The sequence below is a fragment of the Geothrix sp. genome (assembly GCF_030219325.1).
In the GTDB taxonomy this organism is placed as follows: Bacteria; Acidobacteriota; Holophagae; order Holophagales; family Holophagaceae; genus Geothrix.
On sequence record NZ_CP126625.1, the window covers coordinates 1,618,752 to 1,631,400 of the forward strand.

Consider the following 12,649-nt stretch of genomic DNA (forward strand, 5'->3'; position numbering starts at 1 on the left):
GCCCCTTGACCCAGGCTCCCATGGACACCCAGACCGAACCGGATCTGCCGACCCTTCCCGCCGAATCCCTCGCCCCTCTGCGCGAGGAGGAGCGCATCCAGGCCCTCGACGTGGTGCGCGGCTTCGCGCTCATCGGGATCTTCCTGATGAACGTCGAGTGGTTCAACCGGGCCTCAGGGGAAATGAACCTGGGACTGCCCACGGGACTGACCGGGGCGAACTGGTGGGCCAGCCGGCTCATCTACGTGTTCGTGCAGGGCAAGTTCTGGACGATGTTCTCTCTGCTGTTCGGCATGGGCTTCGCCGTGATGCTGATGCGGGCGGAGCGGGCCGGGCGCAACTTCGTGCGGCCCTACCTGCGCCGGATCGCGGCCCTGGCGGTGTTCGGGGCGGCGCACCACATCCTCCTCTGGAGCGGGGACATCCTCTTCAGCTATGCCGTGGCCGCCCTGGCCCTCCTCGTGCTGCTCTATGGAAACTGGAAATACGTCATCGGCGGACTGGTGGTCTTCACGGGGCTGGGGTTCATCCCCAAGTGCAGCCCACTCTGGGCCGTGGCCGGAAGCCTGGCCTACGTGGGCGTGGTGGCGCTGTTCCTGCGCGGGGAGAAGCGCCTGACCATCCGGGGGCGGAGCCTGCCGCTGTTCTCCTTCATCCTCCTGGTGCTGGGGGGCCTGGCTGCGGTGGCGGCGGGGGTCTTCTGGGCGCTGCCCCATGGGCCAAAGGAGCCGCGGATTCCCGTGACCATCATCAGCCTGGCGGTTCTGACCCTGGGCGTCCTGTCCGCCCGGTTCCACCAGCCTGTGGAGGCGCGCATGCGCCGGCTGGGGATGACGATCTACCTGCTGCCGTTCCTGATGACGGTGGTCTTCGGCGTGGTGCAGCGCTTCACGCCGCCGCCTCCCCCCCTTGTGGCCTCTCCTTCGGTGGCGCAGGAGCAGCCGGCCGCCGCGAAGCCCGGGGAGAAGAAGGCCAGGAAGTCCGAGGCGGAGAAGCGCGCCGAGGAGGAGGTGGAGCGTGCCAAGCGGATCAGGGAATTCCGCGCGGAGATCCAGGAGGAGACCCGGGTCCACGCGAAGGGTCGGTACTGGGAGGCCGTCAAGTTCCGGGCCGCGCAGTTCGCCAAGAACGCCCCGGGCGAGGCGGGCTTCGCCACCATCGTCATCGGCATGTTCCTGCTGGGCGCCTGGTTCGTCCGGTCCGGCGTGATGACGGATACCCGCGGGCACCTGCCGCTGTTCCGGAAGCTGGCCCTGATCGCCCTGCCGGTGGGGGTGGGGCTGGGGCTCCTGGGCAGCGCCATCGCGACCTCCCATACCCCCGGTGACCAGCGGGACGGCTTCCAGCTGGCCATCGGTCTCCAGATGATCGGCAACCTGCCGGCCTGCCTGGGCTACGTGGGGGCCCTCGTGCTGATGCTCCACAGCGACACGGCCTTTTCGAAGATCAGGATTCTGGCCCCGGTGGGCCGGATGGCCCTCACCAACTACCTCATGCAGTCCGTCATCAGCACCACGTTCTTCTTCGGCCATGGATTCGGCCGGTGGGGCATGGGTCGCGCCTGGCAGGTGGTGTTCGTGGCGATGGTGTTCTCCCTTCAGATCGCCTGGTCCCACTGGTGGCTGGGCCGGTTCCGCTTCGGACCCATGGAATGGCTCTGGCGCGCCATCACCTACTGGCAGATCCCACCCATGCGCCTGGCACCAGCCGGTACGGAGGGCCCCTTGCGGCCCATCCAGGCGCCGATGTGACCGGCCTCGGCGCGGGCCCAGGGCCTACTTCGCGTACTGCCGGATCACCCGTTCGATGGCGGCCCGGCAGGCGGCGCAGAAGCCCGCATCGTTCCGGGTGAACATGAGGCAGTCCTCCTGGCTGCGGAAGTAGCCTTTGGCTTCGTAGTTGGCGCCCTCGAAGGCGCCCACCTTGCCGCTGTGGGCATCGGTGCCCAGCAGCTTCGTCTCGAAGACCTTCTCGCGGGCGAAGAGGGCATCCATCTCGGCTTCCGGCTTGTTCGCGGCGCGGATGGCGCGGCGCTCCTTCTGGTACGCGTGGCTGTGGGCCTCGAACTCATCCTTCTTCCAGGGGGTGGGCAGGGGCGTGCCGGGGCTCAGCAGGCTCGCCCATTTGGGATGCTTGGGGTCCACCGTGGCGTTGGGTTCCCAGGGTTCGGGCCGGGCGGCGCTGTTGGTGACGGCCACGTCGGACGTGTAGTACTCGTCGGCCAGGCCCGCGAAGTGGTGGCCGAACTCGTGCACGAAGAGGTACCCGATGGTGCTGTTGCCCGCGGATGCGGTGCTGTAGAGGTTGTGGATGCCGCCGCCGCCATAGGTCTCGGAGTTCGTGAGGATCTCCACGAACTCGTAGGGCGCCTGGGCGGCAATGTCCCGGAAGGCGCGGTTGTCGAAGGTGAGCACGTAGCGCTCGCTGCCGAAGGCGTCGTAGGTGGTGCCCAGGGGCGTGCGCTTGTGGACGCCGGTGGAGGGTCGGGAGATGCCGCTCTCCTTTGAGGGTGGGCAGAGGGCCCAGACATTGAAGTCCTTCCGGTGCTCCTTGAAGGGCGTCTGTTCGAAGAGCAGCTCCATGACCCTGCGGGCCTGGGCTTCGAACTTGCCCCGCTCGGCGGCGGTGTACCCATCGCCGAGGATGAGGAAGTCCACCTTCTCGGCGGAGTCGCCGCTCTTCTGCAGCGCGATGAGGCCGCCGACCTCCGGGGCGGGGGTCTGCTCGATGAGCGGGTCCTTGGGATCGAGCTCGAAGGTCCAGACGGCCTGGAAGGCGTTCTGCGCGTCCCGCTTCTTCACGGTGATGCGGACGGGCGCGTCGGGTCGGGGGAAGCGCAGGGATTCGCTGAAGCTGCGGCTCAGATCCCTGGCCTCGTCGGTGGTTTCCCACTCACCGTAGATGCTGGCGAAGCCCCGGGAATAGAGCAGCTTGCCGGTGGCCTTGTCCGCCACCTCGAAACAGTACTTCCCGAGGTTGCTGGTGTCGATGGCCTTCGAGAGGTCCCCGGGCCAGGGCAGCGGTTCCAGCACGACCCGGTCGACGCCGAAGCGTTCCGCGGCGGCGTTTCCGGTATGGCCGTAGTCCACCCGCAGGGTGCGGGGCGGCGCGGCGAGACAGGCCAGGGTGGTGAAAGCGAGCAGCAGGGGGCGGATCATGGGGCACCTCGCCAACGAGGATAAACTGGTCGGATACGGAGATCCGATGCTCACCTCGAAACAGCGCCAATTTCTCAAAGCCCAGGCCCACAAGCTCAAACCCGTCATGCACGTGGGGAAGGGGGGCGTCACGCCCGCCCAGGCCGCCGAGCTGGATGTGATGGTGGACAGCCTGGAACTTGTGAAGGTCAAGATCAACCCCAACAGCTTCGAGGACGAGGACACGGCCGCCAAGGCGCTGTGTGCCTCCGTTTCCGGCCTGGAGCATGTCTGGACCATCGGCCACACCATGCTCTTCTTCCGGCCCAGCCGGACCCACGACACGCGGTATCCTTTGCCGGTCTGATTCAACACCAGCCGACATCTGCCGAAACGGTGTGGGTGGAGGTCCGATGGCGTATTTGTCCTGGCTGGAGGGGACTCAGCTCATGCGGCATGCCGTTCATGAGGCATGCCAGCTGGGACGCGACCCCCTTGCCTGTGCGGTGGCCCAGCCGACGCTGAACGGGGTGTCCCGGGTGCATGCGAGCATCGACCGCATCGGCGGCATCTGGTGGGTGAAGGACCTGGAATCGCTCAATGGCACCTTCCTGAATGGGGCCCCCCTGAACCAACCCAGCGGGACCGCGCTCCAGGACGGAGACGAACTGGCGCTGGGGGACTGGCGCCTCACCTTCACGGAGGGTTTCCCGGGACTGGACGGGATCACCTTCGCAGAGCGGGTCGGAGACCTCTTCTATGAGGTCAGGCCCGAACCGGCCCAGGCGATGGTGCTGATCCGCTGCATGGAACTGCTGCAGCGGTCCACGGAGAAGCTCCTGCGCCAGGTCGACTCGGACGCCATGGTCAAGGGCCTGCTGGAGGAATCGCTGCATCTGCTGCACGGGGACCGGGGCTTCCTGGTCATGACGGCCAAGGAAGGCGGGTGGCGCACGGCCCACCGGGTGGGTGACGTGCAGGAGGGCATCGGCCTCTCACGGTCGGTCCTGGACTACGTGGCGCGGGAACACACGGCGGTGTTGTCCAACAGTCCCCTCGGCGATCCCCGCTTCGGCGGCATGAGCCTCGTGGAATTGCACCGGGGCTCGCTGCTCTGCGCGCCCATGGAGGACGAGGGCGACATCCATGGAGCTCTGTACCTGGACCGGGAGTCCGAGGGCCGTCCCTTCAGCCGCTTCGATCTGGCCGTGTTCCAGGCCTTCGTGCGCCTGGGTTCCATGGCCCTCCGCCAGGCCACGCTCAACCGGCGGGCCCTGAGCCAGGCCGAGCAGCAGGGTGAGCTCCTGCGGCTGCGAACCGGGTTCCAGCGCGAGGCGGACCGTCATGGTGAGCTGCTGGCGGCCATGGCAGCCCCGATCCGCAGGCTGCAGAGCTGGGCGGAAGACCTGCCGCACGCGGCTGGGGCCGCCATCCGCACGCAGCTGGACCAGCTGACGGCGCTGCTCGATTCCGGAAGCCGGGAGGACATGCCCGACCATGCTCCGCTGGCGGGCCATCCCCTGACCCTGGCGGCCCTCCAGGACGAACTGGTCATCCGCTGGGAGTCCCTGCTGAACCTCCGCAAGGCCCGCCTGTGTGTGGCGGAGGTGCCCTCTGCATCGATCTGGATGTCCGGCGGCCCCCTCGTGGTGGCGCTGGCCGGGCTGGTCGAACCCATGCTCATGCAGCTGGCAGCGGGGACCGTGGTCTCCACCCGCTGGGACCAGGAGCGCAGCTTCCGGATCCTGCGTCTGAGCCTCCCCGCGGGCCTGCATGCGCCCATACCGGATCCCTGGACCCAGCGGATGCTGCAGGATGCCGGCGTGCGGTGGCACTGGGCGGACCAGGCCCTGGACCTGTTCCTGCCGGAAGGCCCGGACGCCATGCCCGAGGAGCCCGCCCGCCCCCTGCTGGGGCTGGTGAGCGACGAACTCGACCTGCTGGGGCTCTTCCAGACCGTGGCCGAGGCGGGCAACTTGTGGCTGCACCCCCTGGAGCAGGAACCGCCGCCGCCGCCGGTTCCCAAGTTCCGCTTCCTGGTGGTGGATGCCCGCGGCACCAAGGACCTGGAAGGCTGCATCCGCGCCTATCGCCACCACCCCTCCTTCGCCACCACGCCCATCCTGGTGGTGCGCTCCACGGAGGAGGAGACGCCCCGGCTCATCGAGGCCGGCGCCACGGACTGGCTGGCCGAGGGCTTCCGCTGGGAGGCGCTCCACCACCGCCTTCAGGTGCTGCGCGGCCACACGGAGCTGCAGCAGCGGGCCCTGGCGGCCGAGCGGCTGGATTCCTTCCGGCAGATGGCCGGCACGCTCAAGCACGAGATCAACAATCCCCTGGCGATCATCTCGATGCAGGTGGAGATGCTGCAGCGGAAGTACCCCGAGGAGGTCAAGCTCGGCAAGATCGGCGAGATGGTGGACCGCATCCGGGCCCTGGTCCAGGTGCTCCAGAAGATGCGCGAGACGCCGACCGAGGACTATGCGGACGGCTCGAGCATCCTGAAGCTGGGCTGAAGGAAGGCTTCAGGCTTCAGGCCTCAGGAAACGAAGACCACGCTCGCTCAGGAGGGCCTGGACGGGCCAGTCGTGGGGCTCTACGGGTACGGGCAGGTGCATCTGGGTTTCAAAACCCAGGCCCACGGTGAGCACATCTTCCGGGAGCTTCGCCAGCAGGGCATCGTAGAAGCCCCGGCCGTAGCCGATGCGGTAGCCCTCCTCGTCGAAGGCGAGGCCGGGCACCAGCAGCACCTGCACCGGCGGGAGGAAGTGCTGTGCCAGGGCGGGCTCCATGAGTCCCCACTGGCCCTTTTCCAGGGGCTCGGTGCCCCAGGCCAATCGGGGGGGATGGGTCGAGGCCACCCTGGGGAAGAACCAGAGCCAGGCCGGGTGGGCGGCAATGGCTGGACGCAGGTCCACCTCCGAGCCGAAGGGCCAGAAGGCGCCGATGCGGGTGTAGTGGCGGTCCCGGCAGAGGCGGTCGAGATGGGTGCCGATGGCCGTCGACGACGCCTCGCGGGTGGGTGCGGGTAGCGCATCCCGGCGGGCCTTCAGGTGGGCGCGGAACTCGGCCTTGGTGTCCATGCGATCAGATCAACAGGGGAGGCGGGGTGGCGTCAACGGAGTATCCTCGCGGGTGGAGTGACCCCATGAACCTGCGTTTCCCGCTGCTGATCCTGATGGCCTGCGCGAGCCTCGGCGCCCAATCCCCGGTCACCCGCCTGGTGCAGTCCATCCCAGCGGAGACTGACCTTGCGGACCCCGAGCTGCCCTTCGCCAAGGATGTGTGGGTGGAGATGATCCAGGGGGCGAAGGCATCGATCGACGCCGCGGAATTCTACGTCACCAGCCGACCGGGGAGTGCCCTGGAGCCGGTGCTGTCCGAACTGGAGAAGGCTGGCGCCAGGGGCGTGAAGGTGCGCTTCCTGCTTTCGTCGAAGATGCTCGACCAGGATCCGGTCTCCGTGGCGCGGCTCAGGCGCATTCCCGGGGCCGACGTGCGCGCCTTCGATCTGACGGGTGTCTCGAAGGGCATCCTCCACGCCAAGTACTTCGTGGTGGATGGTCGCGAAGCCTTCCTGGGCAGCCAGAACTTCGACTGGCGGGCCCTGGAGCACATCCACGAGCTGGGTGTGCGCACCACCGAGCCCGTGATCGTCTCCAGGCTCGCGAGGCTCTTCACCCTCGACTGGGCCTTCGTGGAGGGTCGCAAGCTGCCTGACTTTCCACCCCAACCACCCATGTCCGCGCGCTCGCAGGTGGAGCTGGTGGCCAGCCCTCCCTTCCTGACGCCCAGGGACGTCCGGCCCTCCATCGAGGCCCTGGTGGACCTCCTGGAGCAGGCGAAGCAGACCGTGCGCGTGCAGCTGCTCACCTACTCGCCCATCTCGGGGCAGGACCACTATTGGCCGAGGCTGGACAACGCCCTGCGCGCCGCGGCGGTACGGGGCGTGAAGGTGAAGCTGCTGGTATCGGATTGGGTGCTGGGGGGCCGGGCCCTGCCACACCTGAAGGCCCTGGCACTCATCCCGAACCTGGAAGTGAAGGTGGCGTCCATTCCGGAAGCCAAGGAAGGGCACATCCCCTTCTCCCGCACCGTCCACAGCAAATACCTGGTGGTGGACGAGGCCCATCTGGCCCTGGGCACCAGCAACTGGGAGGAGAGCTACTTCACGGAGTCGCGCAACATCGAGCTGATCTTCCGCGACTCGCCCCTGGCGGCCCAGGCAACGGGCATCTTCGAACGCTTGTGGGGCAGTCGGTACGCCTTCGCGCTCGACCCTGCCAAGGTCTACGAAAGGCGCAAGGTGGATTAGACCGCGGCGTAGACGTTGTAGAGGTTGTCCCGCTCCAGGGCCTCGAAGCCGGCCTCGCGGATGAGGCGGACCAGCTCGTCCTGCTGCAGGCCCTGGGGGCTCTTGGCGCCGGCCAGGTGGGCGATCTCCTCGGCGATGACGGTGCCGTCCAGGTCGTCGGCGCCGTAGCTCAGGCCCGCCTGCGCGAGACCCGGCGAGATCATCACCCAGTAGGCCTTGATGTGCGGGATGTTGTCGAGCAGCAGGCGGGCCACGGCGATCTCCCGCAGGTCCTGCGTGCCCGTGGTCTCGTGGATCACGTGCGTGGCGCTCAGCTCGTTGTCCTCGTTCTGGTAGGCCAGGGGGATGTAGGCGAGAAAGCCCGTGTAGCCCGCGGCCAGGGATTCATCCTGCAGCTTGCGCAGGCGGAGCAGGTGGTCCACCCGGTGCTTCGCCTCTTCGATGTGGCCGTAGAGCATGGTGCAGTTGGTGGGCAGCCCCTTGCGATGGCAGATGGCCGCAGTATCCAGCCAGACCTGGGCGTCCTTCTTGCCGATGCAGATCTTCTCGCGCAGCGCTTCGTCGAAGATCTCCGCGCCGCCGCCGGGGCAGCTCTCCAGGCCCGCGGCCATGCAGCGGTCCAGGAAGGCGTCGGTGCTGAGGCCGGAGATCCGGGCATAGTAGTCCATCTCGATCATGGTGAAGACCTTGAGGTGGATGGTCGGGAAGCGGGTCTTGATCTTCGTGAACAGATCCACGAAGTAGTCGACCTTCAGCTTGGGGTTGTGCCCCGAGGTCATGTGCAGCTCGCGGACCCCTGCGTTCTCTGGCTTTTCCAGCTCCCTGATGATGTCCTCGGCCGACAGGGAATAGGCCCGGGGATCGCCGGGCTTGGCCTGGAAGGCGCAGAACTGGCAGTGGGTGTAGCAGACGTTCGTGTACGAGAGGCGGCGGCTCACCACGTAGTAGGCGGCGTGGCCATGCTTCCGGAGCCGTACCTGGTGGGCCATGGCGCCCACGCCGTTGAGGTCGGGCGTCTCATAGAGCAGCAGGCCGTCCTCGAAGCTCAGGCGTTCGCCGCGTAGCACCTTGTCCGCCAGGGGCAGCAGGCGCGGGTCGCGGATCCTCGATTGCAGTGACAACATCGATACCTCGGTCCACCAGTGTAACGCCCCCGGAAGGGCCACCAGAAGTCGTCGGAAACCAGCACTTGCCCGCCAGCTCCGGGACGTCAGGTGTCCTCGGCGGCATAGGGCAGCCGGACCTGGAAGGTGGTTCCCCGGCCGGCGCGGCTGACGAACCGGATGGAGCCTCCGGCCTTCTCCAGCAGGGATTTCACGGAGGCGAGGCCAAGCCCGGTTCCGATGCCGGGGGCCTTGGTGGTGAAGAAGGGCTTGAATACCTGGGCCTGCAACTCCTCGGGGATGCCGGTGCCGGTGTCCTCGATCTCGAGGAGGGGACCCACCGGGCCCTCCTCGGGGCTGGGAGCACGGCCCCTAAGCATGATGACGCCCCCGGAGGGCATGGCGTCCCGGGCATTGCCGACGAGGTTCACCAGGATCTGCTCCAGCATGCCGCGTGTGCCATGGAAGGGCATGGGGCCGGAGCCGTCCAGGCGGAGGGTCAGGCCCCGGGGCAGCAGCACCTGGAGCAGGGGCTGGATCGCCCGCAGTTCCTCGCCCAGATCCAGGAGGCGCGGGGGTTCGGAGTCCTGGCGGCCCAGGGCCATCAACCGGCCGCTCAGGGCAGCCGCCAGCTGGGTGGCCTCCTGGACCCGGAGCATGTCCTTGCGGTTCGGAAGTTTGCCCTCATCCAGGTCCATGATGACGAGCTCCGCCCGGCTCTGGATGGCGCTCAACATGTTGTTCATGTCGTGGGCCAGCCCTGCGCCGAGCGTGGCGAGCGAGTTCATGCGCTCCGTGCGCAGGAGCAGGGCCTGGGCCTGCTCCAGGGCTCGGGTCCGCTCGGCGACCCGGCTCTCGAGCTGCTGGGAGAGGGTGAGGAAATCCTTGAGCGCCAGGTATTGCCGGATGAGCAGGACCAGGACGAGGCCAAGGGCGAGCCAGACCAGGACGAGCCGGTGCCCGGGGCCCGTTCCGGTGACCAGGAGCCAGATGCCCAGCACCGTCGCTCCCAGGACCGGGACATAGGGCAGGATGTGGACCGCCGGTGCCTGATCCGGGGGCCGCGTGGCGGGGCCCACTGGCGCGGGCGACAGAACTGCACCGAGGTAGACCAGGGGAATGAGGAAGATGAAGGGTCCTGCGGGGAAATGGAACACGGGGTTCCCGGAAAGCACATCCAGCAGCCACTTGAAGTTGTGCAGGGCGGCCAGGAGGAAGGCCACCGCCAGCCAGCCCAGGGGGCCCCGGAAGCGGGAGGGATCGGTGAGGCCGAAGAACACGGCCAGGCCGAGCAGCAGGTCATAGACGAGAAAGGTCGTCAGCCAGATGAAACGGTCCGCGATCGGGAACCGGTCACCCAGGAAGACCGGCCCCAGCACCAGCCCCCACAGGATGAAGAAGACCGCGATGGCGAACAGGAGGCCATCCAGGCCGTGGCGGATGCGATCGAAGCGCGTCTTGGGGGACAGGTGCCAGCTCAGCAGGGTCCAGAAGAGGAGGAGCGACCCGACCACCTGCAGGAGGATGGACACGTTCTGCATCACCTTGGGCAGGGGATGGCCGGTGAAGCTGAGGATCCGGACCGCCTGGATGAGCGTGTTGCTGAGCAGGGAAAGCGACAGCAGCCTCCAGCCCAGGGCTTCGTGCCCCCCTCTCCTGGCGCGCAGGGCGGACAGGGTGAGGGCCAGGATGGAGAGGACCACCAGGCAGGTCTGGAAGAGGACGGTCCGGGCATTGCCGGAAAGCCCGAATTGGCCCACCGCACCGAGGAGCAGGGAGGCTCCGATCGCGGATCCCAGAATGGTTCTTCGCCATTCGAGGAGGGTGCCTTGCGCCTTGCTTGCCGTCATGGGAGCCAGTATAGGGTGCGGTTGGGAGGGAAAGGCAGGATCCGCAGGGAGGGCCCGTGAAGGGTCAGCGGCTGATGGCGCTCCGGATCAGGCCGGCGTGGATGCGGTCCACCAGGGCCGGTCCCTCGAAGATCAGGGCGCTGTACACCTGGGCCAGGGCAGCGCCATCGTCCAGGGCGCCGCGCACGTCCTCGGCGGAGCCCAGGCCGCCGCAGGCCACCAGGGGCATGCGTCCGCGCAGGGCCGCGAGGATCCGGCGGCGCACCTCGCGGGCCTTGGGCTTGAGCGGGACGCCACTGAGTCCGCCGGCGCCCTTGGACTCCACGAGGGGCCGCAGAGATTCCGCCACCACACCCCGATCCAGGGTCGTGTTGGTGGCGATGAGGCCCGAGATGCCCGAGGCCACGGCCACCTCCACGATGGCGTCGAGGTCCTCGGTGGCCAGGTCCGGGGCCAGTTTCAGCAGCAGGGGCTGGCGCTCCAGGCCCATCTCCTTGCGCAGGTCCAGCATGCCCGCCAGCAGGGGCTTGAGGGCCTCGGGCGCCTGCAGGTTTCGCAGGCCCGGCGTGTTCGGGCTGCTCACGTTCAGGGCCGTGTAGTCCACCTGCGGGGCGATGAGGCGATAGGCGGCGCGGTAGTCGTCCAGGGCGGCGGCCTCGGGCGTCTCCTTGTTCTTGCCGAGGTTGCCGCCGACGATGAGGCCCGCGGGGCGGCGCCGCAGCCGGGTCGCGACGACCTCGGCGCCCTCGCTGTTGAAGCCCATGCGGTTGAGGATCAGGCCCGCCTCGGGAAAGCGGAACAGGCGGGGCCTCGGATTCCCTGGCTGGGGCCGCGGCGTCACCGTGCCGATCTCCACGTGGCCGAAGCCCAGGGACTTCCACAGCGGCAGCAGGGTGGCGCCCTTGTCCAGGCCGGCGGCCAGGCCCAGAGGCGTGGGGAAGTCCAGGCCGAGGACGTTCCTGCGCAGGGCCGGAGCGTGATCCGGCTCGGGCAGGTTGGGCCAGGCTGCGGCCCGGGCGCCCAGCCAGAAGGCCAGGTTGTGGGCGGTTTCGGGATCGAGGCGGAAGATCAGCGGGCGCAGGGCGCCGTACAGATCCATCACTTCACCGTCACGGTGGCCGTGGCGGTGACTCCCGGGAAATCCTCGCGCCGCACTTCCACGTGGAAGGTGCCGGGCACCTCGGGGGCTGTGTAGAGGCCGGTGGCGGTGATGGTGCCGCCTTCGGGCTCCACCACGCGCCAACCGACGGGCTGCCGCAGGTAGCGCATGCCCTCGGGGTAGTTGATCTCCGCCTGGAAACCCTGGGTGGCGCCGCGGGCGAGGCTCACGGCCACGGGACGGAGGGCCAGCCTGGCGACGAAGGGTTCGGCGGGCTTGGGCGGCACGGTGGTCCCGGGAGCAGTGCAGGCGAAGGCCAGCAGAAGAGAGGCGGCGGACAGCGTTCGGATCAGCATGGCACCCTCAGACCCCCACCATCTCGGTCACGCGGTCCATCACCAGCGGGGGTTCCGTCCTGGCCTGGACGTCTTCGCGGGTCACGCCCGGTGCCACCTCCACCAGCCGCAGGCCCTCGCGGCCCGGCACCACGTCGATGACGGCCAGGTCCGTGATGATGCGGTGCACGCAGCGCTGGCCCGTGAGGGGCAGGTTGCACTCGCGCAGGATCTTGAACTCGCCGTCCTTGTTGGTGTGCTCCATGACCACCACCACGCGCTTGGCGGCGGCGACCAGGTCCATGGCGCCGCCCATGCCCTTCACCATCTTGCCGGGGATCATCCAGTTGGCGAGGTTGCCCTCCATGTCCACCTGCATGGCGCCCAGGAAGCACAGGTCGATCTTGCCCCCGCGGATCATGCCGAAGCTGTCGGCGCTGCTGAAGAAGCTGGCCCCGGGCGCCGCGGTGACGGTCTGCTTGCCCGCGTTGATGAGGTCCGGATCCACCTCTTCGTCCGTGGGGAAGGGGCCGATGCCCAGCAGGCCGTTCTCGCTCTGCAGGATCACGTCCATCCCCGCGGGGATGGCGTTGGCGATGAGGGTGGGGATGCCGATGCCCAGGTTCACGTAGAAGCCGTCGCGCAGTTCCTGCGCCGCGCGGCGGACCAGCTGATCTCGGGACAGCGCCATTCGGACCTCGTCAGGGAGTTCCAGGATAGCGCAGGCCGGAGGCCCCCCGTTCGCCCCGCATCCCGCGCGCTTCGCCCCTCGCGGGGGGACGCCTCCGGATGGAGCAGGCAGCATGGCGG

At 68.3% G+C, this 12,649-nt stretch carries 11 protein-coding genes; 4 read left to right on the forward strand and 7 right to left on the reverse strand.

Annotated features, from left to right (window positions below):
• The first annotated feature begins 20 nt into the window (after window positions 1-20).
• Window positions 21-1,751 (forward strand): DUF418 domain-containing protein, encoded by a 1,731-nt coding sequence (locus QOZ81_RS07290; RefSeq protein ID WP_291199374.1) that lies wholly within the window; start codon window positions 21-23, stop codon window positions 1,749-1,751.
• A 24-nt stretch (window positions 1,752-1,775) separates the two neighbouring features.
• Here the strand turns inward: QOZ81_RS07290 and QOZ81_RS07295 are convergent, their stop codons facing one another.
• Window positions 1,776-3,158, reverse strand: coding sequence for an IgA Peptidase M64 (locus QOZ81_RS07295; RefSeq protein WP_291199371.1), 1,383 nt, complete (start codon window positions 3,156-3,158; stop codon window positions 1,776-1,778).
• 46 nt (window positions 3,159-3,204) lie between these two features.
• Here QOZ81_RS07295 and QOZ81_RS07300 point away from each other — a divergent pair, with 46 nt between their 5' ends.
• Both QOZ81_RS07300 and QOZ81_RS07305 read left to right on the forward strand, forming a co-directional pair.
• Window positions 3,205-3,504 carry a YhbY family RNA-binding protein gene (locus QOZ81_RS07300; RefSeq protein WP_291199367.1) on the forward strand — a complete coding sequence of 100 codons (300 nt, stop codon included), beginning with the start codon at window positions 3,205-3,207 and terminating at the stop codon, window positions 3,502-3,504.
• Window positions 3,505-3,550: 46 nt separating this feature from the next.
• Entirely contained in the window at window positions 3,551-5,653 is a 2,103-nt protein-coding gene (locus QOZ81_RS07305; protein WP_291199364.1) for an FHA domain-containing protein, read from the forward strand.
• Window positions 5,654-5,662: 9 nt separating this feature from the next.
• Here the strand turns inward: QOZ81_RS07305 and QOZ81_RS07310 are convergent, their stop codons facing one another.
• Window positions 5,663-6,220, reverse strand: a complete 558-nt coding sequence (locus QOZ81_RS07310; RefSeq protein WP_291199361.1) for a 5-formyltetrahydrofolate cyclo-ligase — start codon at window positions 6,218-6,220, stop codon at window positions 5,663-5,665.
• Between the two features lie 65 nt (window positions 6,221-6,285).
• Here QOZ81_RS07310 and QOZ81_RS07315 point away from each other — a divergent pair, with 65 nt between their 5' ends.
• Window positions 6,286-7,452, forward strand: coding sequence for a phospholipase D-like domain-containing protein (locus QOZ81_RS07315; RefSeq protein ID WP_291199358.1), 1,167 nt, complete (start codon window positions 6,286-6,288; stop codon window positions 7,450-7,452).
• Here QOZ81_RS07315 and mqnE read toward each other — a convergent pair.
• The 5 genes from mqnE to QOZ81_RS07340 all read right to left on the reverse strand — a co-directional run bounded on the left by mqnE (window position 7,449) and on the right by QOZ81_RS07340 (window position 12,530).
• A complete protein-coding gene (mqnE, locus tag QOZ81_RS07320) occupies window positions 7,449-8,576 on the reverse strand; it encodes an aminofutalosine synthase MqnE (protein WP_291199356.1) in 1,128 nt (375 codons plus the stop codon). The two genes, QOZ81_RS07315 and mqnE, sit on opposite strands and share 4 nt — an antisense overlap.
• Window positions 8,577-8,662: 86 nt before the next feature.
• Window positions 8,663-10,315, reverse strand: a complete 1,653-nt coding sequence (locus tag QOZ81_RS07325; protein WP_291199354.1) for a sensor histidine kinase — start codon at window positions 10,313-10,315, stop codon at window positions 8,663-8,665.
• A 154-nt stretch (window positions 10,316-10,469) separates the two neighbouring features.
• Window positions 10,470-11,504, reverse strand: a complete 1,035-nt coding sequence (locus QOZ81_RS07330; RefSeq protein WP_291199352.1) for a quinone-dependent dihydroorotate dehydrogenase — start codon at window positions 11,502-11,504, stop codon at window positions 10,470-10,472.
• Entirely contained in the window at window positions 11,504-11,860 is a 357-nt protein-coding gene (locus QOZ81_RS07335; RefSeq protein ID WP_291199350.1) for a hypothetical protein, read from the reverse strand. Before QOZ81_RS07335 ends, QOZ81_RS07330 begins: the two co-directional genes overlap by 1 nt.
• A 7-nt stretch (window positions 11,861-11,867) precedes the next feature.
• Window positions 11,868-12,530: a 3-oxoacid CoA-transferase subunit B gene (locus QOZ81_RS07340; RefSeq protein WP_291199348.1), complete on the reverse strand. Its 663-nt coding sequence runs from the start codon at window positions 12,528-12,530 to the stop codon at window positions 11,868-11,870.
• Between the last annotated feature and the right edge of the window lie 119 nt (window positions 12,531-12,649).

What these genes read in the sequence shown, in the direction of transcription:
- QOZ81_RS07290 (WP_291199374.1), top strand. Translation starts at nt 21, where the DNA reads ATGGACACCCAGACCGAACCGGATCTGCCGACCCTTCCCGCCGAATCC.
- QOZ81_RS07295 (WP_291199371.1), bottom strand. Translation starts at nt 3,158, where the DNA reads ATGATCCGCCCCCTGCTGCTCGCTTTCACCACCCTGGCCTGTCTCGCC.
- QOZ81_RS07300 (WP_291199367.1), top strand. Translation starts at nt 3,205, where the DNA reads ATGCTCACCTCGAAACAGCGCCAATTTCTCAAAGCCCAGGCCCACAAG.
- QOZ81_RS07305 (WP_291199364.1), top strand. Translation starts at nt 3,551, where the DNA reads ATGGCGTATTTGTCCTGGCTGGAGGGGACTCAGCTCATGCGGCATGCC.
- QOZ81_RS07310 (WP_291199361.1), bottom strand. Translation starts at nt 6,220, where the DNA reads ATGGACACCAAGGCCGAGTTCCGCGCCCACCTGAAGGCCCGCCGGGAT.
- QOZ81_RS07315 (WP_291199358.1), top strand. Translation starts at nt 6,286, where the DNA reads ATGAACCTGCGTTTCCCGCTGCTGATCCTGATGGCCTGCGCGAGCCTC.
- mqnE (WP_291199356.1), bottom strand. Translation starts at nt 8,576, where the DNA reads ATGTTGTCACTGCAATCGAGGATCCGCGACCCGCGCCTGCTGCCCCTG.
- QOZ81_RS07330 (WP_291199352.1), bottom strand. Translation starts at nt 11,504, where the DNA reads ATGGATCTGTACGGCGCCCTGCGCCCGCTGATCTTCCGCCTCGATCCC.
- QOZ81_RS07335 (WP_291199350.1), bottom strand. Translation starts at nt 11,860, where the DNA reads ATGCTGATCCGAACGCTGTCCGCCGCCTCTCTTCTGCTGGCCTTCGCC.
- QOZ81_RS07340 (WP_291199348.1), bottom strand. Translation starts at nt 12,530, where the DNA reads ATGGCGCTGTCCCGAGATCAGCTGGTCCGCCGCGCGGCGCAGGAACTG.